18 protein-coding genes are annotated in these 21,719 nt (G+C 39.1%); 6 read left to right on the forward strand and 12 right to left on the reverse strand.

The features are described from left to right. Nucleotides 1–1,030: 1,030 nt before the first annotated feature. The 4 genes from MSKOL_RS00190 (at nt 1,031) to MSKOL_RS00205 (ending at nt 5,426) form a co-directional block, all read left to right on the forward strand. Nucleotides 1,031–2,275, forward strand: coding sequence for an ORC1-type DNA replication protein (locus tag MSKOL_RS00190; RefSeq protein ID WP_048116571.1), 1,245 nt, complete (start codon nt 1,031–1,033; stop codon nt 2,273–2,275). Between the two features lie 1,039 nt (nt 2,276–3,314). Beyond that, the gene (locus MSKOL_RS00195) at nt 3,315–3,875 is read left to right on the forward strand and encodes a dephospho-CoA kinase (RefSeq protein ID WP_048153202.1); all 561 of its coding nucleotides are present in this window, start codon (nt 3,315–3,317) and stop codon (nt 3,873–3,875) included. A 73-nt stretch (nt 3,876–3,948) separates the two neighbouring features. Then, nucleotides 3,949–4,428: an RNA-binding domain-containing protein gene (locus MSKOL_RS00200; RefSeq protein WP_048153203.1), complete on the forward strand. Its 480-nt coding sequence runs from the start codon at nt 3,949–3,951 to the stop codon at nt 4,426–4,428. A gap of 224 nt (nt 4,429–4,652) precedes the next feature. Further along, the gene (locus MSKOL_RS00205) at nt 4,653–5,426 is read left to right on the forward strand and encodes a sugar phosphate isomerase/epimerase family protein (RefSeq protein WP_048116579.1); all 774 of its coding nucleotides are present in this window, start codon (nt 4,653–4,655) and stop codon (nt 5,424–5,426) included. A 158-nt stretch (nt 5,427–5,584) separates the two neighbouring features. Here the strand turns inward: MSKOL_RS00205 and MSKOL_RS00210 are convergent, their stop codons facing one another. The 4 genes from MSKOL_RS00210 to MSKOL_RS00225 all read right to left on the reverse strand — a co-directional run bounded on the left by MSKOL_RS00210 (nt 5,585) and on the right by MSKOL_RS00225 (nt 10,115). Beyond that, nucleotides 5,585–6,424: a class I SAM-dependent methyltransferase gene (locus tag MSKOL_RS00210; RefSeq protein ID WP_048153204.1), complete on the reverse strand. Its 840-nt coding sequence runs from the start codon at nt 6,422–6,424 to the stop codon at nt 5,585–5,587. 414 nt (nt 6,425–6,838) lie between these two features. Further along, nucleotides 6,839–7,441: a gamma-glutamylcyclotransferase gene (locus MSKOL_RS00215; RefSeq protein WP_231592319.1), complete on the reverse strand. Its 603-nt coding sequence runs from the start codon at nt 7,439–7,441 to the stop codon at nt 6,839–6,841. Between the two features lie 41 nt (nt 7,442–7,482). After that, a complete protein-coding gene (locus MSKOL_RS00220; RefSeq protein ID WP_048116583.1) occupies nt 7,483–8,553 on the reverse strand; it encodes an elongation factor Tu in 1,071 nt (356 codons plus the stop codon). 389 nt (nt 8,554–8,942) lie between these two features. Beyond that, entirely contained in the window at nt 8,943–10,115 is a 1,173-nt protein-coding gene (locus MSKOL_RS00225; RefSeq protein WP_048116586.1) for an RNA ligase, read from the reverse strand. Between the two features lie 299 nt (nt 10,116–10,414). On the opposite strand from MSKOL_RS00225, the gene MSKOL_RS00230 reads away from it, so the two are divergent. Next, nucleotides 10,415–11,203: a TIGR00266 family protein gene (locus MSKOL_RS00230; protein ID WP_048153205.1), complete on the forward strand. Its 789-nt coding sequence runs from the start codon at nt 10,415–10,417 to the stop codon at nt 11,201–11,203. Between the two features lie 459 nt (nt 11,204–11,662). Here MSKOL_RS00230 and MSKOL_RS00235 read toward each other — a convergent pair whose 3' ends face one another. From MSKOL_RS00235 to MSKOL_RS00260, 6 genes are all read right to left on the reverse strand, one after another. Continuing rightward, nucleotides 11,663–12,439, reverse strand: a complete 777-nt coding sequence (locus tag MSKOL_RS00235) for a CBS domain-containing protein (RefSeq protein ID WP_048116592.1) — start codon at nt 12,437–12,439, stop codon at nt 11,663–11,665. A gap of 171 nt (nt 12,440–12,610) precedes the next feature. Then, nucleotides 12,611–13,456 carry a CBS domain-containing protein gene (locus tag MSKOL_RS00240; protein WP_048116595.1) on the reverse strand — a complete coding sequence of 282 codons (846 nt, stop codon included), beginning with the start codon at nt 13,454–13,456 and terminating at the stop codon, nt 12,611–12,613. Between the two features lie 566 nt (nt 13,457–14,022). Next, complete coding sequence (locus MSKOL_RS00245; RefSeq protein ID WP_231592320.1) at nt 14,023–15,144, reverse strand: CBS domain-containing protein; 1,122 nt, start codon at nt 15,142–15,144, stop codon at nt 14,023–14,025. A gap of 182 nt (nt 15,145–15,326) precedes the next feature. Continuing rightward, entirely contained in the window at nt 15,327–16,142 is an 816-nt protein-coding gene (locus tag MSKOL_RS00250; protein ID WP_048116598.1) for an HPP family protein, read from the reverse strand. A 64-nt stretch (nt 16,143–16,206) separates the two neighbouring features. Beyond that, on the reverse strand, nt 16,207–16,854 hold the full coding sequence (locus MSKOL_RS00255; protein WP_048153206.1) for a cyclic nucleotide-binding/CBS domain-containing protein: 648 nt from the start codon (nt 16,852–16,854) through the stop codon (nt 16,207–16,209). Nucleotides 16,855–17,650: 796 nt separating this feature from the next. Next, nucleotides 17,651–19,105 carry an OB-fold nucleic acid binding domain-containing protein gene (locus MSKOL_RS00260; RefSeq protein WP_048153207.1) on the reverse strand — a complete coding sequence of 485 codons (1,455 nt, stop codon included), beginning with the start codon at nt 19,103–19,105 and terminating at the stop codon, nt 17,651–17,653. Between the two features lie 789 nt (nt 19,106–19,894). On the opposite strand from MSKOL_RS00260, the gene MSKOL_RS00270 reads away from it, so the two are divergent. Then, the gene (locus tag MSKOL_RS00270) at nt 19,895–20,518 is read left to right on the forward strand and encodes an RNA 2'-phosphotransferase (RefSeq protein ID WP_048116607.1); all 624 of its coding nucleotides are present in this window, start codon (nt 19,895–19,897) and stop codon (nt 20,516–20,518) included. A gap of 45 nt (nt 20,519–20,563) precedes the next feature. Here the strand turns inward: MSKOL_RS00270 and MSKOL_RS19640 are convergent, their stop codons facing one another. Both MSKOL_RS19640 and rtcA read right to left on the reverse strand, forming a co-directional pair. Beyond that, complete coding sequence (locus MSKOL_RS19640; protein ID WP_156150917.1) at nt 20,564–20,722, reverse strand: hypothetical protein; 159 nt, start codon at nt 20,720–20,722, stop codon at nt 20,564–20,566. After that, nucleotides 20,719–21,714 (reverse strand): RNA 3'-terminal phosphate cyclase, encoded by a 996-nt coding sequence (gene rtcA, locus MSKOL_RS00280; RefSeq protein WP_048153210.1) that lies wholly within the window; start codon nt 21,712–21,714, stop codon nt 20,719–20,721. Before rtcA ends, MSKOL_RS19640 begins: the two co-directional genes overlap by 4 nt. Nucleotides 21,715–21,719 lie beyond the last annotated feature (5 nt).

Raw genomic sequence — 21,719 nt, forward strand, 5'->3', positions numbered from 1 at the left:
TATTTAAGGTATAAATCTTTTCCAGTGGAAATCAGGGGGTCTTTACCATAACAATTAATACGGTGTACTTCCATTGCATCTACTGCAAATATAGCTTAAAATCACTTGTTTATAAACCAATTTCACCTAAAATTTCAACAAAAGAAGATATGGAATATAGATTTTATCTGGTAGGCGAGGTATCTTAATACTTAAAACTCGCCCGCCATTTTATCATCAGCTAGTAGAAAATAAGGGTTTCAGGCATTAATTATAAGCAATATGTCTCTTCTATCCCTTTCTCCTTATTAGCAGGATATATAGGGTTTTTCATAAAGGCACAAATAATGATGGAGTAAAATCTCAGAAATCCTAAAATGAACTTTAGTTCCAGATATTGAAAGTTAAAATTTCGGAGTTGAGAGTTTAACCTTTCCCCCTTTCCCTCTCTCTCTCTTTCCAAATATCCCTTACATGAAACCACATTTACAGCCTCCTAAAATCCCTTGATAACCATTACACAAATTATTGAAACCCGCTGAACGGCTATTGTAAAATCAGTCTAAAGCTTGTCAAATAGTTGCGGTTATAATTGTCAGGCATTTGAAAAGGAAGCTCTAAAAACACAATACTTAATAGATGCGGATCAGGAGGATTAAATTGACTGCAGACTGTAAAAATTCCTCCTGATTTCAGGTAACAGTAAAACGTTTGAGATTAAAAACACTTAAAATTAGTAAAACGCTTAAAATTAGTAAAACGCTTAAAATTAAAAGCACTTAAAATTAGTAAAACATTTAAAATCAAAACATTTAAAATTAAAAAACTAAAAATCATTATTACAAAAATAAATATTAAAGTAATTCAAAGAAAAAGTATACAGAGTTTTTCAACTATATTAATTTATTATATCTAACTTACTTAGTAAAATTACTGTATCTACTGTATCCATTAATTTGACATGCAATGGTTTGCATTGTATTAATTATCTGCGTTAGAAGTATCTTAATTTCTTAAATGCTTAATATCATAATTTTTATAGAGGATCTTCATGATAAAAGCTCAATCATTAGACGGCTTATTCGAAAAATTACTTGACGGAAAATCAATTTTCAAAAATAAAGAAGTACTTCGGCCTTCTTATACGCCTGACCTTTTATTGCACAGAAATGAGCAAATTAACAGTCTTGCGACAATCCTGGTTTCTGCACTCCGAGGAGAAACTCCTTCCAATGTACTTATTTATGGGAAAACCGGGACAGGAAAAACCGCTGTTACCCGTTATGTTGGAAAAGAACTTGAAAGGGTAAGTGAAGACAAATCCCTTTTCTGCTCGGTTGTTTATATTAATTGTGAAGTAATCGATACACAGTACCGGCTCCTTGCAAATCTTGCCAGACATTTTGAAGAAGAAGTTCCGATGACCGGATGGCCTACTGACCAGGTCTTCATGAAATTCAAGGAGGCAATAGATTCCAGAGAGCAGGTCATTGTCATAATTCTGGACGAAATCGATAAGCTGATAAAAAAAGGCGATGATGTTCTTTATAACCTGTCGAGAATCAATACAGACTTGCAGAGAGCCAAAGTCAGTATGATCGGCGTTTCAAACGATCTTAAATTCACGGAATTTCTGGACCCCAGGGTCAAAAGTTCCCTGGGTGAAGAAGAACTTATCTTTCCTCCTTATGACGCTGAACAGATAAGCGATATCCTGAAACAAAGAGCAAAAATGGCCTACACCGACGGTGCTCTTGGTGAGATGGTAATTCCCTTATGCGCCGCTTTTGCAGCTCAGGAACACGGCGATGCAAGGCGCGCACTTGACCTCCTAAGGGTCTCGGGGGAAATTGCAGAAAGGGAAAATCAGCCTCAGGTTCTTGAAGAGCACGTAAGGCGCGCTCAAGAAAAAATCGAAGTTGATCGCGTAGTCGAAGTGGTAAGAACCCTTCCAACCCAGTCCAAACTCGTACTCTATAGTATCATTCTTTTGCGGAGTAGAGGCAGAGAAGGTAAAAATGTCACAACAGGCGAGATGTACAATGTTTACCGCCAGCTCTGCCACCATATTGATGTGGATATTCTTACCCAGCGCAGGGTTACCGATCTCATGTCCGAACTTGATATGCTGGGAATAGTCAACGCAGTGGTTGTAAGTAAAGGTCGCTATGGTCGAACGAAAGAAATTTCACTGAGCGTTCCAGTCGAAAGCACCCGTAAAGTACTTCTTGAGGATTACAGACTCAAACCTCTGGTAGACTTCAAGGCGTCAGTTTTCAGCAAGATGTTTTCGTAAAGACGTTTTCAGCAAGATATTTTCATAAATACGTTTTCAGCAAGATGTTTTCGTAAAGACGTTTTCAGCAAGATATTTTCATAAATACGTTTTCAGCAAGATGTTTTCGTAAAGACGTTTTTGTAAATACGTTTTTGTAAATACGTTTTTGTAAATACGTTTTTGTAAAGACGTTTTTGTAAAGACGTTTTCGTAAAGACGTTTTCATAAGAATGAGGCATGTTTTCACAAGGATGAGACTTTTTATATTCTCCATCCTGGTTTTTTGGCCTACCTGCTAACTTCTCACTTTTTCGGGGTTTCCATAACTTCTTTTAACTTTTCTTATTTTAGGTCTTTAAGTCTTCTCTAACTTCCCTTACTTCAGGTTTTTGCCTTTCTTTGCCCTTTCTCTACTCTCAGTTTTCTCTCAGTTTTTCAGTTTTTTTCGTGCTCCAGCTTATTTTTATCATTCATGTGTTAGTTTTCAGGAAATAATATATACGATCCTGTGATTTGACTAGAATCATATTATCTTATGTTAGCTTATGGATTCGATTATTCAACTTACTATTTAATTTATAATTTTATCTCTACCCACCTTTAAAATTAGGATTCAATATACTCAGGTTTCTGTTCAAATCTAATAATTCAATAGTCCAAACCCAATAATCTAATATTAAACAAATTAGACAATTCAAATCCAATGATTATTGCTTAGGCAATTCAGATCCAATGATTATTGCTTAGATAATTCAAGTCCAATGATTATTGCTTAGGCAATTCAGATCCAATGATTATTGCTTAGATAATTCAAGTCCAATGATTATTGCTTAGGCAATTCAGATCCAATGATTATTGCTTAGATAATTCAAATCCAATGATTATTGCTTAGATAATTCAAATCCAATGATTATTAATAGACAATTCAAATCCAATGATTATTGCTTAGATAATTTAAATCCAATGATTCACGATCCAGTAATTCAAGTTAATAATTCAGGTTTAATGGCTCATATTAATAGTTTAAGTTTAATTAAAGTTTAAAGGGTAATTTTTGATGAAGATAATAGCGTTCGTAGGCATGCCAGCATCTGGAAAGTCGGAAGCTGCCAGAATTGCTGCTGAAATGGGTATTCCCGTTATTAACATGGGTGATGTGATCCGGAAGGAAGTTTCAAAGCGCGGGCTTGAACCCAATGATTCCAATACCGGAATGGTTGCAACACAACTTCGCAAATGCGAGGGTATGGATGCAGTCGCAGTACGCTGTACTTCCCAAATCAGGGATGCCGGCTCTGACCTTATTGTTGTGGATGGGGTGCGTGGAATTGCCGAAGTGGAATGCTTCAGGCGAGAATTCGGAGAAGGTTTTATTCTAATTTCGATTTATGCTCCTATTGAAATTCGCTTTTCTAGAGTTCAGAAACGAGGAAGAAGCGATGATATGAACAGTATAGAAGGGCTCCGCAACCGGGACGAACGAGAACTCGGCTGGGGGATGGGAGAAGCTATAGAAGCATCGAATATTGAAATTGAAAATAATTCCACTCTGGAAATTTTCAAGAAGGATGTTGTTGAGGTTTTGAGCAACTACTTTGGAAAAAACCCCACGGAGTAACACTCTCAAATATATTTCTGAACAAAATGCAAAATTCCGGAATAAATCCTTTTTAAATTACTGGAGTAGATTTATGATACATGTTAAGGTTTCAGCAGCTGTATATCCTACAGAAGACTCGGAAAAGGTTGTCAAAGCAGTCTCGTCTCTTTTTACTGATATTGAACTTGAGAAGAAAGATATTGAAATCACTGGTTCAGAAACGGGAGTTTCTCCTTCCTTTTTCTTTTCAGGGGAAGGGGGAATTGATGTTCTGCAAACCCTGCATTGGCTCATTCGCAGGGAAGAAATTATAGATAGCGTCCGCAACAAAGCTTTCAGCAAAGGTTTGTCCAGCGACGGGCTTTCGGTTCATTTTTCGCTCAATAAACAGGCTGCTTTTGTCGGAATTCCCAGTGTTCCTGCGCAGGAAGAACCTCTTGGATCTATTGAAATCATTATCAGAACCGACTCTCAGGAAGAAATGGAAAGGCTTTTTGAATGGTTTTTGCCCCTTACTGAAGACGGAAAACCTGTTGTTGAGGTAGAAATGGACTATGTGGAGAGGAATTGAAGGGCTTTAACATGTTTTACACAAGATACATTTTCTCTGTAACCTTTTAATCCATTTTTAATCCATTTTTAATCTATTTTTAATCCATTTTTAATCTATTTTTAATATCTTTAATATTTTGTAAAACTGGGCTAATAATAGTTCATTAAAATAATTCAGTTAAATATATCTCAGTTCTCGCTAGATGATGTATATTGATAAATGAAAAGGAATGAACTTTCATCATGCAGTTGCACAGAATCAGCTATTCTTCGCGTGCAGTCATTGAAGACCCTTTCAAATGGGCTTACACGCTCGAAGACCATGGATACACCGGTTGGGAAGTCGTACAGGAAGGTTCTCAGTGCCTGAACAGTAAGAACATTCAGAATTTGAAAAATATCAGTGAAACCACAGGTCTCGAGCTAACTCTGCACCTACCTTTCTCGGATATGAATCTGGCAGGTCTGAATTACTCAATCAGGACAGAAGTTATCAGGCAGATGAAGCACTACCTTACTCTTGCCTCTAACTATGTCAATCTTGCTGTAGTACACCCTGGTTATCTTTCTCCTTATGGCGCGCAGGTTCCACAGGAAGCTTATTTTACCAATCTTGCTTCTCTCCAGGAAATCTGTGACTTCGCTGCGGATTTCGGAATCCTTGTTGCTGTCGAAAATATGCCCGACATGCCTAAGATCTTTGGAAAATATCCCGACGAGATGCTTGAGATGCTTGAATCCATTGGAAGCCATAATGTAGGTTTCACCTTCGATGTCGGACACGCAAACACATTAGGGCTTATTGACGATTTTCTGGATCAGTTAAGCAATCGTATTTCCCATGTGCACATCCATGATAATATGGGAAAAAAAGATGAACATTTACCTATTGGAGAGGGTAATATTAACTGGAAACAGGTTATGGAGAAGCTCTCAAACTACGAAGGAATCTTTGTTACTGAAATGAGTTCAGTAGAAGAAGGGATCAAGAGCCTCGAGTTTTTAAGGAATTTGTGATAAGGAACTTGTGAGTTTTTGAGGCTCTGTTTCCCGTTTTTTACTTCTTTCAAATTATTTTTTCCCTATATTTTCATAACTCGTCTTTCTGAAGAACCTCTTGAAATTATTTTTCCCCTATATTTCCATAACTCGTCTTTCTGATGATACTATTAAAATTACTTTTTAATTGCTTTACAAAAGATAACATTGTTACCATTCCAGAGATCGATACCTGGCAAAACATCATCATAGCACTCGACTTTTTCAAAGTTTTCCTGTACCAGCATCTTTTTCAGGTCATCATACGTGAAGAAGTGAGTCCAAAAACGATATACATTGAAATTGTCAGAATTATCGATTACGATGTGCTGGTACAATATCACTTTGTCCATCGGATAATAATAGGAGTCTGAAAGAACAAGGTATGGTCTATCTTTCCAAAAGCCACATTCTTCCATTTCCCAGGATTTTTCAGCAACTTTCAATTCGATGTCTTTATCGCTGAGAACATCAAAAATGAAAATTCCTTTAGGCTTTAAAGCTCTGTAAGTATTCTGTAATAAAGTCCTTCTTGCAACTGGTGTTAAGACGCCAAAATCAGTAAAAATCATCATTGCAAGGTCATATTTATTCTCTTCACATAGTTCGAGGTAATTCTGGTTTATGTATTCTATATCCAGGTTTTTCTTTATGGCTTCATTTCTGGCATATTCGATTGAATTCTTTGAGAAATCGACACCTGTTACTTTATGTCCCCTCTTTGCCATAACCTCAGCATACAATCCGGGTCCGCATCCCAGATCAAGAATATTCATTTTTTCCTGATTGACGGAGTTTAAAATCCAGTCCACGGTACTCTCTATACTTGCTTTTCTCCGGCTTGCCAGATCAATATCCGGGTTCAAATGGATATTCAACAGCTGCTTTGAAATGTGGTCATCTGTCCACATAACAGCGTTTCCTTCTGCATAGATTTGCGGTTTCTTTGTAAACTCTAGAATATCTCTAAAATTCATAAATGAGCCCTCTTTTCCACCGTCATGGATTTATTTACGGACTTATTCACGGACTCTTATATTTGCGATTAACCACAACTCTCTATCTCTACGATTAACCGTTAAACAACTCTCTATTTGCGATTAACCACAACTCTCTATCTCTACGATTAACCGTTAAACAACTCTCTATTTGCGATTAACCACAACTCTCTATCTACGATTAACCGTTAACATCTTTCAATAAAACAGAATGCTCAGCTGTTGTTCATTCTAAAATCCTTTTTTGAATTCCCCATTAATAACTTACGCCATGGTGGGAATTCTTCGTAATGTTTAGCATGAAAATTCTTTCAAGTACTTTCATTTCTTTGTGCCTGTGATTAGAAGAATTTCATGTGTGTTTTGGTAGTATTATTCACTTTCTTAATTGTTTCATTCCTGTGGTTCTTTTTCATTCAAGTATCTGGCCCAGTCACCATGCTCGATTCTTTCCGATTCAGGTTTCTCATCATAAACGTAAATAAAGCCTCTAAATTTCTGCTCACCAATTTCCAGATCCACATACTCCCTGTGGTATCCTCCGAAAAGTTCCATATAATCAATTGATTTGGCAATTTCAAGCTGCTGTTTTCCTGAAAACCTGCGTACTTCAGCTACAACACAGGAATTTTCCAAGGGATAGATGCCTGGATAAGGGCCCAGGGAGTAAAGAGCGTACCCTCTTACTGTTGTTGTACCAAGAAACTCTGACCTGTTTTGCAGATCAAAACGGCGGCTATTGTAAAGCCCATTTCTTAGGCTGCCGTACAGTGCCATGATAAGCTCTTCACCTTCAGGTTTCTGGTAAGAACGCTGCCAACAGACATTTCTGTGAAAAACATTTCCATAAAAAGTCTTATCTCTTACTGTACTCTCCCCGTCTTCACAAGTAGCTTCATTTTTTCTTGAATCCTCTTTTTTTGAATCTTCTTTTCCTAAATCCTCTTTTTTTGAATCCTTTTTTCCTAAATCCCTTTTTCCTGAATTTTTCTCCATATTCTACCCTTAAAAATTATGTATTTAAATTTATAAAATAGTTATTTTGTAAAGCCATAGCCTGCAAATCTCTGGGGAATGTCAAGGTTTGCCAGCAGGAAACGGTCTTCTTTACTGTAAGCTACTTTTTTATTACCTAAAAGTTCCATCACGCAGGTACTGCCAGGCTTTGCTTCTTTTACTTCCTTCCCATCAACCAGGATCTTCTCCACACGTACAGGTTCGGACTGCAGGCCAACAAAGAGATGAAGCACACTTGAGGTTTCAATTGCTCGTGTGAATCTTGAGATGGTGCATTCAAGGACATAATCAGTACTTATGATTTCTTTATCGGAGATGATAAATCCCCTTTCTATATCTTTGGCCTGCACGTTTTTAAGACGCATTCCTACTCTGGTGCCTGTGGGTGCACTTTCAATATCCACATCGTGGCTCTGGATGGATCGGATTTCAATGTCTCTGTCCATCGGGAAAATTTTGGTTTTGTCCTTGTCTTTTGAAATCCCCTGTTTGACAACTCCAAGAACAACGCAGCCTTTTCCAGTAACATTGAACGCATGATCTATAAACACTCTTGTAGGCAGACTATTCAACTCAGCCTGTTCGGCTTCGATTTTTTCCGAGATCTCGGAAATTTTGGCTTTGAGGTCTTCCACACCCTCAAAAGGATCTTTTGCACTTTTATTAGTATTCAGGGAAATACATTCCCAATCCTGAAGGGAAGTGCCTGCGGTCATCAGTTTTATTTTCTTTATCAGCTCATCGATTGCATACATATGTGTACTGTCGGACTTTGTCAGGGCAATTATTCCATGCTTAAAGCCGAGCAGATCCAGGGCAACAATGCATTCTCCGGTATGAACACTTGCAGGATTATTCCTATCAAGGCCATCAGGAGGGACACAGAGGACTGCCATATCTGAAATATTCAGTACCGTAATCAGGGATTTTAAAGCTTTAGGATAGCCGTGCGAGTCTACAAAAACCATTTTCCGGCTCTCCTTAGCATTATTATACATAGTTATGTCGGAGGATGTTCCTTTTTTCCCCAGGTTTGCGGCAAGGGAGGTTCTTCCACTTTTTTCCGTCCCGATAATTGCAACATTTGTCATACTGGATTCCTTCTAATTCTTTGTAATTTTTTTTAATTTCTTGTAATTCCTTTTAATTTCTTGTAGTTCCTTGTAATCTCTTGTAGTTCCTTGTAATTTCTTTTAATTTCTTTTAATTCCTTTTAATTCTTTTTAATTCCTTTTAATTCCTTTTAATTCCTTTTAATTCCTTTTAATTCCTTGTAATTCCTTATAGTGTCTTGCAATTCCTTGATCTATGTGCTATTGATAACTCTGAATTTACAGTGTATTATGACTCTGAATTTACAGTGTATTATAACTCTGAACCTGCATCTGGTATAATTATACTGTAATATATTTCTTTTCGAAACACTCTGAAAAAAACTATTCAAAATTCAAATCTTAAAACACAATCTGGCAGGGAAATATCACCAGGTTTCACCCTGCCACATTGCTTGAGTTTTATCGTTGGTGCTTTTGTTAATCTTTTTTATAATTACCAGATACTCTTCTCCTACTAACTGAGGCTCTTCAAAAATTGCATCTATCCCGAGTCTTTTAAGATAATCTTCGAACTCGGCTGCAGTTTTTAGATCCCTTACCCGGATCTTTGCTTCTTCATATAACCGCTGACCGTTTTTTACACTCAGAATGGATTCACTGAGAGGGCCAAGTATACTCTTCCCTAGCTGCATGCAGCGTTTTTCAAACTCGGCCTTATCTTCGTTCCATTCAACTGTTTGAAAACCTTCTCTGACAATTCGGGAAAGCATATAGTCTCTGCCGGTCTCATTGTAAAACTTAAAGGCATGTCTGAGATCCGAGCAATTACTCTGGGAAGAGGTATATTTTAACGGAGAAAGAACCATTTCCGGGTCTTTTATTACGACGCCTTCATGTTCTTTTTCTCCGAGTTCCCGGATGATTTTTCCAATTTCTTCAGCAGCACTTTCCAGAGGAATTTCTTTGAAAAACTTTACCTGGAAAAAGCCGTACTTTTCCAAAATTTCCTGTTTCCGGCTTATTGGGAGAGGCTTACCGCTATTTTTCTCCCGGATATCAAAAATATAAAACTCTACTGAATCGATGCCATAGATATCTTTAGGGACATAAGGATTGTCCGGACCTATCATCTCTCCATAAAGTACAAGTTCAGGGAAATCGTCAAAAAACTTCAGGTTCAATTTCTCTTTTGCTTTTTGAGTCGTATAGGGACAGATATATCCGCTTCGGGTAATTGCAAGAATTTCGTCTTTTGCAATCGCTATGCGGACATTATACCCATTCATCTTTTCTTCCACAGCCACTTTTTCAAGGCCGCTGAAGTGCTTTTTAATCGTGGTGTCCAGTACCATTGCTCTCCGGATTTTCGGGAAACCCATTATGATTTCGAAAGAATCGTCTTTCTCATAAAGCACAGTTCCCCTCTCTATATGGGAGATCTCCTTATCGAAACGGAACAGATATTCATATTTTCCCCAATTCTGGGCAAGATAGTTTTTCTCAAAAAGGTGCTGAACCCTTTCTTTATCGAATCCCAGGAAACTGGCAAGCTTAACTATAAATTGAGGATCTATTTCCTCGTTCCCCTCTCTACTCATGTTTATTTATCTGTTTTCAGGCCTGAAATAAGTTGTCGTTATCAGGCATGTATCAGAATATCTACATCTGTCTTTTCAATAACCTGTCTTCACAATAACCTGTCTTCACAATAACCTGTCTTCACAATAACCTGTCTTCACAATAACCTGTCTTCACAATAACCTGTCTTCACAATAACCTGTTTTCATGAAATAATTTAAAAATGATTTAGTCCATTAAAAATGTTTTTAAGTATTCGGTTCTAATTTGTTTCTAATTTTATTACATCTAAGCTTACAAAAAGGTTGGAGAGTATAATATGGCAGATGAAATCGACTACGAGATTATCGGCGACGATATGCAGATCGTTGAAATTGAGCTTGATCCGAATGAAGCTGTTCAGGCAGAAGCCGGGGCTATGGCATACATGGGGCCCGGAATTGAGATGCAGACCAGTATGGGTAACGAAGGTGGTGGATTTTTCGGAGGTCTCAAAAAAGGACTTAAAAGGGCCCTGACAGGGGAAAGTTTCTTCATTACAAGCTTTGTTCAAAAAGGTTCTGGAAAGGGGCATGTAGCTTTTGCGGCTCCTTATCCGGGAAAGATTATTCCCCTTGACCTCACAAAGTTTGGAGGCAGTCTCCTCTGTCAGAAAGATTCATTTCTCTGTGCTGCTCGCGGAGTAGAAATAGAAGTAGCTTTCACCCGCAAGCTTGGAGCAGGATTCTTCGGTGGCGAAGGTTTTATCCTGCAGAGACTGACAGGTGACGGTCTGGCCTTTCTCCATATCGGGGGCACAGTTATAAGAAAAGACCTGGCGGTTGGTGAGACTTATCGTGTTGACACAGGCTGTGTGGCAGCTTTCACCGAAACCGTAACATATGATATAACCTGGTCAAGGAACTTTAAAAATGCCCTTTTCGGTGGTGAAGGAGTTGTTCTTGCAACCCTTACAGGTCCGGGCACAGTATATATGCAGAGCCTGCCTTTCTCCCGCCTTGCTGACAGAATCTTTGCAGCTTCTGCTTATGGTCACAGGGACGAACAGACCGGCGTTGCTGGAACTGGTATTCTGGGAGGCCTCATCGGTGGAGATAGGTCTTTCTAAAAATAGGAAAGTATTCTAAATGAAAAAATCATTCTAAAAGGGGAATTGTTTTAAAATCGAATCTTCTAAACAGGCAGTCTCAAAAGTAAACTTGATTCTACAATTGATATATTATATTTGACTGTAAAGTTAATCCGTATCTAAAGTTTGGAAAAATAGCTTCTATGTATTTAAAGTAAATATTATCTATAGTCCAATTGTAGAAATGGCTTGAGTTTTGAGACAGCTTGTAAAGAGAAATTCATTGAAAAATCGAATTCTTCTTAAAGAGAGATTCATCGTAAAATAAGAATCCTTCCTAAATAGGATTAAAGTAAAATTTGTTTTAAAGCAAGAAATAGGTCCAAGAGAAAGTGCAGAAATTCAAAAAAGGCCTGTTTAAGAAAGCAGGCCTTTTTTTAATTACTGGCTTTCAGGATTTCAATTAAGTTTTTTCTCTCTCTTTCTCTGGTTTTGAGCTTACTTCTCAAGTGTATTTATTACATTTCTGCGGGCCAGGAAACCAGCAAGTTCATCATCCAGGCTAAGGACTGGAACACCTCCTACATCGTGTTCTAGCATTGTCCTGACAGCTTCTTCAAGTGGAGTATTGGTATAGACACTAATCACACTACGGGTCATAATATCCCCTACCAATAGGTTCTTGATCCTTGAATCCTGCTGATTATCAGCCACTAGATCCCTGAAAGAACGCATGGCAAAGGCAATATCGTCTTCAGCAATAATGCCTACAAGTTTTCCGTTTTCAAGTACTGGCAGCCTTCCTACATCTTTGTCCAGGATAACTCGCCTAGCGTGGCTAACCCTATCGGATGAACTGATTACTACAGGATTTTTTTCCATTACTTCCCCGACAAAACCTGTGAAGTGGTTTAGTTCCATGAATTCCTGGGGTGTCACCCAACCCAGGGCTTTTCCATTATCAGTGACAATAATTACGCCACCAGTCTTTTTCATCAGGGTAAGAACATCCCTGGTATCGGTATCAGGCAGAACCTTTACAAAATTGTCGGATACGGCTGTTGCAACATGCAGAGAGGATGCAGGTTTGCTCAGTTTCTTGCGAGTCCCGAGCTGCTCTGTCAGACTTCTCATTGTAAGTACACCGATTATCTGATCGTCATGAACTACCAGCAGACGTTTTGTGTTTTTCTTTTCCATTAGATCCAGAGCGTGAGATATGGTGTCTGACTTATCAATCCTGTATGGCTGTACCATCATGTCTTTAGCTTGCATGTAATTCACCTCATGCGTATCCAGAATTTTTAATTATATTTTTCGTAATTCTTTACGTGTTTTCTTCATCCGTTTCCTACGGTTTAATTCCGCATTCTTTTCTTACATTTGGATGATTTGTCTATCGCTGTTAATTGTTTCTTTCGCAGTATGTACCTCCACTGCGGTGTTTCAGAGGATGGCTTTCATGATATCGGTTCTGCTTATTATGCCCACTATATCTTCTCCATCACTGACAGGTAATGCAGTCACTCCATTTTCAATCATCTTTTTGGCGGCTGCACTGATATCTTCATTTGAATCAATGGAGTTTATTGGAGATATCATGATGTCTTCTGCGGTCAAGGGTAACTCTTTTACATATCTATAGGTCTTCTGGCCCCCAGGAGAGGATTTGCGAGTCATCTTGATGTTTTTCGTGGAAAGTTCGCCTTGAAAATCAGTTAAGAGGTTTAAGGCAAGGCTTCTGCTGGAAATAATTCCTACAGGCTTTCCTGCATCGTCTTTAACAATCACTCTTTCGATGTTATTTCTGTTCATTTCGTCAATTACATGGTTGATAGTATGATGCCTGTGAACAGAAATAATATCTTCAGTCATTAATTTAGAGATCTTTGTTTTCATTTCCTCGTCATTTTCCGCAACAAAGCGCACAAGATCTGTCCTGGTGATAATACCTACAATATCGTTCTTTACAACCGGGATAGTGTGCACCCCGTTCTCAAGCATTAAGGCAGCTGCTTGGGAAATAGAGGCCTCAGGATAGATGCTAATGACCGATTCAGTCATCAATAACTTGATAGGGATTTGATCTATTGGCCTCCTCCTCCATAGAGGTTCAGCCTGAGCCAGACGGTTAGTGATGTCTGATTTTGTAACGATTCCCACTATCTTGCCCTCATTGAGGACGAGCAACGTACTGATTTTATGCCTTAACATCAGTTTTCTCGCACGTGACACGGGTTCATCTGTATTTACGACGTACACAGGTGAACTCATGATGTTCGCTACATTCATGAAGTACCTCCTTCACTTTTACAATATATAAGTGTCAATAATTATACTTTTTGAATCGGAAGCAAAAGTTACAGTTTTTAGCTGTAATCGGTGAATTTTTAGGGAAGTAACCAGTACCTCTTGTTGAAGCGAGAACTATTTTAAAAGGTTCTTTTTTTATAAAGTTCTTATTTTAAAATGAGCTACACTTCAAATCCTGGGTACTCAATGTACAGCTTACTTTTCGACCTATCCACAAATTATAGGCTTACTTCTTGATCTATCCAGCTAGAAAATTTTCCTTTTCTTCAAATCTCTTGGAATCTTAATCTCCTGGAATCTTAATCTCCTGGAATCTTAATCTCTTAAAACTTAAGCCCGAAAGTTTCTCGGGCTCAGTTCAACTTTAATTTTCGCTAAACTTCGTTAAGTTCCGTGACAGTTTGAACCAGCTTGAATCAACTTGTATCGGCTTGAATCAGCTTGAATCAGCTTGAACCGACTTGAACCAGCTTGAATCAACTTTAACCAGCCTGGATGAGGTCTAATCAATTTGAATCTCTAATCAATTGATTATTTCCTGGAATTCATTTAAGAGATCTCAGAAGGTCTCTTTCAGTAATAATGCCGCGGAGCAGCCCATTATCCAGGACCGGAAGTGAACCTATCTTTTTCTCAAGCATTATTTCCATTGCTTTTCCCAGGTCTGTGCCTGGACCAGTCCATATCAGCTCTCTTGAGACAATAGAACCTACAGGCCGGTCTAGAGCCTCGTGAATGTTTCCTGTTGTCAGCTTACTGAAGGCTTCTCCCTTTCCAAGGAAGTAGATAATATCAGAGGACGTGATAATTCCTGCGAAGATGCCGTCCTTGACTACAGGAAGCCTTCGAAGCCTGTTCTCTACCATTATTTTTGCCGCCTGTCCAATGGGAGTATCAGTTGAGACCATTCTGACGTTCTCGGTCATATATTCATCAACAGTTCGGTTTGTCACGATTCCGCCCATCAATTCAAGTGCATTCCTTTCGGTAAAGATTGCAACGACCTGCATGTCACTGTTCACGATTGGCAGACCGCCTGTTCTTCTTTCAATCATTGTTGAAACAGCGTCTTTAAAGTCAGCCTGGTCATAAAGATAGGGAATGTCAGTTTCCATGATTTGTCGTACTTCTTCGTTGATTGCAGCCAGAAGGTTACCTTTGAAGCGGTTTTCAACGAGCAGATTCTTTTTTCCGCCCCCCAGAAAATCGATAATATCTACGGAAGTAACTACCCCTTCCAGTCTCCGCGTACCGGCGTTTGTAATAGGAATGCGCCTGAACCTCTTTTCAGTCATAATCCTGATTGCATCCATTATTTTTGCGGTTGGAGGGAGGGTTACTACATTTCTTGTTGCCAGAGCCAGGATTTTTCCCTCATGTTCTGAAATGCGGGATTTAAACTCAGGACCTATTCGCATAGTGCCCATGCTGCTAATCGTGTGCGGGTCTTTCTGCTGCGCTTTCTTGGATTTGCTCACACCTGGCTGAATCTTCATCTTGTCGACAGATTTAAATGTCATATTTTTGTCCAATGGAATCACCGAATTCGAGTTGCAGTTAATTGCTTTTTTCATATGCCGTTTTTCTCTTCCTGCAGCTTGCAGGAGTTTCCCTGGAGCGTGCAGCTTACTTCTCAGCAAACCCAGGTTTGCTACTGGAAAAAACAAAACCTGAAAGCAATTTCTCCCGAATCTTTCCGAAAGGTTTACTTTATTTGTGGATTTATAATTATTATTGATGATAGTCTTTGATGTTATAATCTTTTTGCATGAAAACTGCCATTTATTTTTTACATTAATTTTCTGGCCAGTTTTCACAATTCACGGAGCTTTAAAGTAGAAAGTTAATTTCAAAAGCGATTATCTGAGGGTTGTTCAGTCCATACATTGACAATAGACTTCAGAAGATCCTGTCTGTCAGCAATTCCGGATACTTTTCCATGTTCATTCACTACAGTGACCCTCCCGATATCATAGTGAATAATCATCTCAATTGCACTCCGGACGGAATCGCTTTCTGAAATAGTATATGTGGGAGTTGACATTACCGTTTCAACCTTCGGACTGTCATTGGGCCTTGTCGCTCGATCGTCTTCTACGGATATCCGCACAGCTCCTGATTTGATGATGTCCCTTCTGGTTATCATCCCTATGGGCTCCCCTGTTTTTGAAGCTACAGGAATACCCGTGTAATCTGTCTCAAGCATACGCCCCCAAATCTTTGCCACTCTTTCTTCTGGAGAGCAGATTTCAACTTTTTTTGTCATAATCTCCTGTATGGTTTTGGGAAGATTTTTCGGAAGCTCCACGTTTCTAAGAATATCCACATTACTCAGGACGCCGACAACCGTATGGTCAGCAGTTGATTTAACAACCGGGACCCTATTCTGTTTCGATTGCACTATTAACCTTGCAGCTTTCATGACATCCATATCCGGAGTGACTGTCGGGGATTGGCTTGCATACCCGTCTACTGTGACATTTGAGCGTGTAGAGGTAACCCTCAAGATATCCTGGTCACTTAGCATTCCCACAAGCCTGTTCTCTTCGTCAACAACAACAAGGCTTCGAAGAAGGTAATCGCGCATCAGCTGACGGGCGTGAGTTACAAAGTCTCCTTCTTTGATACTTATAGGCCCTTCTGACATAATCTCGCTGACATTCATTGTTTACCTTCCTGTGCTTTCTTTAAGACCGAATATTTGAAAGTCGAGATTTCAAGATTGTAATTCATTCGTAATTCTCCCCTTCTTCTTGCCGACAGTTTTCGCATAAATACATGCCGTCAACTAATTTAAGGTCTGCTGAGTGATAAAAACAGGATTCACATATTCCTGTGATGAACTCCTCTGTAATCTCTTCAACTGAAGGAGTGGAGAGGAGAGCTTCCCGGTTCATATCAATAAGATCTTTGAGTATGGTGCTGAGCCCGGGTGTAACCATCAGAATATCAGTATTCGAAACCACTCCTATTATTGTACCGTTTTCCAGGACTGGCAACCTTTTAATATTCGCCTTTAACATGATCTCAGAAGTTTTTATTACACTTGTTTCAGGCTTTACAGTTATTAAGGGGGTTGAGAGGATTTCACTTGCCTTTACCTCACCTGGTTTTCTATCTTCTGTAACAATACCCTTTACAAAGTCCCTTTCAGTTATAATTCCCATGGCTTTGCCATTTTCTGTAATAATGACGCTTCCTGCATCACGGCTGACCATTTCCCTTGCAATGGCAGGAATGTCTGAATTAATGTCCATTATTATGACTGCTTTATTCATGACTTCAGCAACTGAGACCTCTCTTTCAATCTCTCTGCTGTGAATACCAGTATCTATATCTCTCTCAGCATCGGTGCCCCTTCCAGGTTCATCTGCCATCTACTGCCGTTCCCCCTTTCATTCCGTAATTTGGCAATTCACAATATAAAATTTACAGATAATTTTAGATAATTTTAGATAATGTTAGACAACGTATAATATATAAACTTATAATATATTATTTAAAATATAATTTATACTAAAATTTCGAAAAAGCTCTTCAGGTATCAAGTGTCCTGTGGAAAAACGTTCAAGATCGCTTTAGTTTTCCCTCCAGTTTAGGCCTTGCAATCATTAGCTTTTTAAAGATAATACTCCGGTGAGGCCCATTGTCCCGGATTTCTTTTTTTGTCCGCTTCCTCTAAGATGTTTTCCCCATAATTTTCGGACTTTTTTTACAGCTTATATTATGATTCAATGGTACATAATAATAACGGCATTTACTTTTTTTGTAGAGAACATAAATTTGCATGAAGTCAAGCGCATTCACTTTAAATCTCCAGTTAGTTTGCTTATGGTAAATCTCATAGTAAAAAGCTTGAGGAAATCACGGAGGAAATTTTTCAGAACCCCCCTATTTCCACTGGAGGTTTTTGCTGAGAATGAAAAAGATTCAATCTTCTGGAAGAAGTATTAGAAAGAAGTGCAGAAAAGAAGTATACTTTAGAAAATAGGCTTATACAGTTTCAAAAAATCCAAATTATATTTGTAATGCTTTCTATTTCTCTCACAAGAAATTTTTCAGACCCCTTCATTTCCACTGGAACGCACTTTATAAGTTTTTACCTTAAAAAGTATGGCTTGAGGAGTAAACCAAAAGCAGAAGCCCGATCCGAAGCCGAAAAAGGGAAAGTGATTAAAGCATAATTACTCTGCTTCGGTTCCCAATACTCAGCTCGATTTCTTCATTCAGGCCATACTTCGAATATGCATTAATGACCTGGATTTCGGAGTCAATATCAAGATCTTCGATCACATAAGCCTGTTCTCCCCAGAGAGTTAGCCTTATGCTGCCGGTTTCGTCTTTTATTTGGAGATTTGCAACCACATTCTCGGTTCCATCTTCCCTTTCAAACTCGCGGAGTTCCCCTATTTCGGAAACCTTACCCTGAACCGAATAGTTTTCCCCAGGGATAATAGCAGCGATATCCGTAAACTTTTCTCTGTACTCAATCTCCTTTTCACTCTTCTGGATTATTCCCCGGCTTCCCATGTTGAGTTCCACCTGCTGGTTGAAGGCATTTTCACGAGAGTAAGCATGAAGTACCTCTATGGTCTCGTCAAAGTCGATTTCATCCAGAAAACTGGTTTTTTCATCCCATAGAGTCAGCCTGATTTTTCCAGTGGAATCACCAAGAAGAAGATTTCCGACTCTTCCGGCAGACCCGTCTTTTTTCTCAAAGGTCCGGATTTCCCCTATATCAAGAACTCTACCGGAAACGTTAATATTGTTCATATCAGCCCCGATATCCTCAATTGGGGTAAATTCCTCTTCGTACTCGATTTTTTTCTCACTTTTCTTTATTATACTTCGGTTTCCCACCTGCAACTCAACTTTCTGGGTAAAGGCATTCTCCCGCGCATAAGCACTGACCAGCTCCACAGTGTCTCCATATTCTACCTGGTTCATAAACTCAGTCCTGTCGTCCCAGAGGGTCACCCTGACTGTGCCTGTACTGTCTCCAAGAAGCAGGTTTCCTACCTTTCCATTGGTCCCGTCTTTTCGCTGGAAGGTCCTTATCTCTGAAATTTCCAGGACTTTTCCTGTCAAATTCAGGTCTCCCATGCCGTCCTTTATATCCTTTATTTTCTGGTTGTTGGCAGCTACATCGATTTCTTCTTCACTCTCGGCCAGGACTCCATTATTTCCGACATTGACTTCCACTCCTGAGTATCCTTGCTTCGCATAGCCGCTGATCTGGAGGGTTTGCCCTGCTACGATTTTTCCAGTTTTGATGAGATCTGCCATGTTGTCCCAGAGAGTGAGCTTAATCTTGCCGGTTTCATCTCCAACAATTATATTTCCGACTCTACCTATCGTCCCGTCGTTTCGGGTGAATTCTTTGATCTCAAAAACCGACACAACCTTTGCAACAAAGTTAATTTGCCCGCTATCAGCTGTAATATTTTCAACTTTTACACTGTCCCGACCTACATCCGAAAATCCAAGTTCATTGGCAACCAGCATGGCAGCCATAGGTTCATCGCAAAGCCCTCCCATGCTTTCGACCTTTTCCTGTACACGCTGCAGAAAGTCTTCTTTACTGATAACGTTATTAAGTTTATTATAGATTGATTCAATGTCTGTCATATTATCCCCTTAATATATGATTTCTATTTTCAGTGTCTATTATTTGCCTCAATTATTTGCCTTAATTCCTGTGGCAATAATTGTTAGTAACTGTTAGTGGCTGTTAGTGACTGTTAGTGACTGTTAGTGACTGTTAGTGACTATTAGTGACTATTAGTGACGGTCAATGCTTTGAATCCAGTTTAGCATTATGGCATAAAATTCAAAAACTGTTAAGAGACAAGTAGATTACAGGTTAGTAAATTACAAGTTTACAAGTCTGAGCACATTAACTTAAGTCGCACATTAACTTTTTACTTACATCTTTTAATGAATGATAAGAATAATCATAACCAAATACTTTCTAAAGTCCCTTTTATTCTTTTTGATTTTAAGTTTGAACACGCGGCTGTTGAAGTACTTTATATATTGCGCTACGATATGCAAGCCGTCTTACTAAAGATTACCGTGTGCCAGATGAAAGTATTTCTCAACAAAGCGGAATCAATATTAATAAACTATGCCCGTTTAATAAACTATGCCCCTTTAATAAACATGCCTACGCTTATCTATTCTATCTCCAGCGGGCTTTCAAACTACAAATATCCTGAAATCAAAGCTTGATATTCATTATTTTTCCTTGAATGCCGTACTGAAGAACTCAGAGGTTTCCTGTCCTGCGAATTTCAGGAAATAAATTGGGGCAGAGGATAGTTGAGAAACAATAAAATTTTGGCTCTGCAACTTTGTTAAAATAAAACTTAAAACAAAACCTTATTTATAGTAAAGTTTCATTATGTACGTGATATCATGATTCGAAAATGCACTGAGCACGGCTATTTTAGAGGAGGCAGCTGTCTGCAGTGTAAACGCCCTGGAAGATACCTGCTGGACGATAACAAGGAAGAAAAGCTTGGCAGGTTTGTATCTGGTGCTCTCAGACATTTCCCGGAATCTGCGGGAGTTGAAATGGACAGATTCGGCTGGGTTAATATCAACGATTTCTGTGACGTTATGAGAAAGCGATACAACTGGATGAGGAAGGAATACCTTTACGCGCTTGTAGAATCTGATGAAAAAGGAAGGTACGAGATCCGCAATTCAAGAATCAGGGCACGTTACGGGCACTCTGTCAATATTGATCTGGATTACAGGGAAAGCGATTCTCCATATCTGTATTATGGGGCAAGCCCTGAAGAAGTTGATGTTCTGCTGGAGAACGGAATATTTCCAATAAAGCAAAGATATGTCCATCTCAGCACTTCGTATGAAAAAGCAGTAGAAGTGTCTCTTATTCATACTGAAAGCCCTGTCATCCTTCAAATCGATGCCTTTAAAGCTCAGGAAGATGGGATCTCTCTCAAACTTGCAACTGATGACATCGTACTTGCGGAAAAGATACCTCCTGAATATCTCTTTATCGTTGAAGACTGATTTTAAAGGGTCGATTTCAAAAGAACAACTTTAAAAGGCTGATTTTTAAATTTCCAGCAAGTTATTTGTGTTACTTTTCTTTTCGTTCTTTTCTTTTTCTTTCTCTTTCCTTTTTCTTTCTCTTTCCTTTTTTCTTTTTCTTTCCTTTTTCTTTCTCTTTCCTTTTTTTCTTCCCTTTTTCTTTTTCTTTCTCTTTTCTTTCAACTCACGGACACTTCTAAAAAGCCTTCTTTTTTTTCTATCCTGAATTTGACATTCAGAAACTGTTCAGTAACCCAGATATTTGTCGTAGTATGAAGAGAGAGTTCACGGACAGTGTAAGAACTATTTCCTGCAAGAGCCATGTACGGTATTAGCTGGTCTGCCAGATGTGTGTCCACCGAGGCTCCTGATCTAAGTTCAGGAATAATTTCGTCTGCGGCATATTTGCCTACTTTTTCTGCGGGAAGTCCTCTTTCCCCAAGGGCACTCCCACCTATATAGCCTGTCCAGAGGGTTATCCCGCTTCCGGTGGAAAAAGCTTCAAAGGATTGAGTTTCAATTTGAGATGTATATCCGGCTTCCATTAATCTCGTACTGGCAGCTTCGGCCTGGCGTAAAGGTACATGAGTCGGAAGATTCGAAGCGTGAGAAATCCCCTTGATTTCTTCCTCTTCTTTTAAAAAATTAAATCCTCGCAACCTGCACGGCTTAAAATAAGCTGAAACTTTTCCTCCTCCTTTTGGGTAGTAACCGTGTTCTTTCAGAGTTAAGCTGCCTGAATATCCAAGTTGTTTCAGAGCCCTGAAGGTTACATTCTGCAGGTAGTCTATTGTTGGAGACCAGGCAACGTCGGTTCCCCCTTTTATAGTGAGCTCGACCTTCTTTTTTGCAAACGGTAGGGCAGGCATAATGCACTGGAGGAGCAGGGTTATGCTTCCTGCAGTCCCGATATCAATATCATACTTACCCCCCCCGATTTCCACTGGAACAAACAAAATTTCAGTAGAGCCTGGAAAAAGTCCAGATGTCTGAGCTCTACATATACTGGCTGCAGTTTCCAGCGCCTTTAAATGCTGCTGTTTCAGGCCTGGATTTGGTCTGTTTTTCCTGATATTAGTAATCCTTATCCCATTTCCGGTAACTGCGGAAAGGGCAACAGCCGTTCTGACCAACTGCCCTCCCCCTTCACCATAAGAGCCGTCGATCTCTAACATTTGCT

This window comes from Methanosarcina sp. Kolksee (assembly GCF_000969945.1).
GTDB lineage: Archaea > Halobacteriota > Methanosarcinia > Methanosarcinales > Methanosarcinaceae > Methanosarcina > Methanosarcina vacuolata.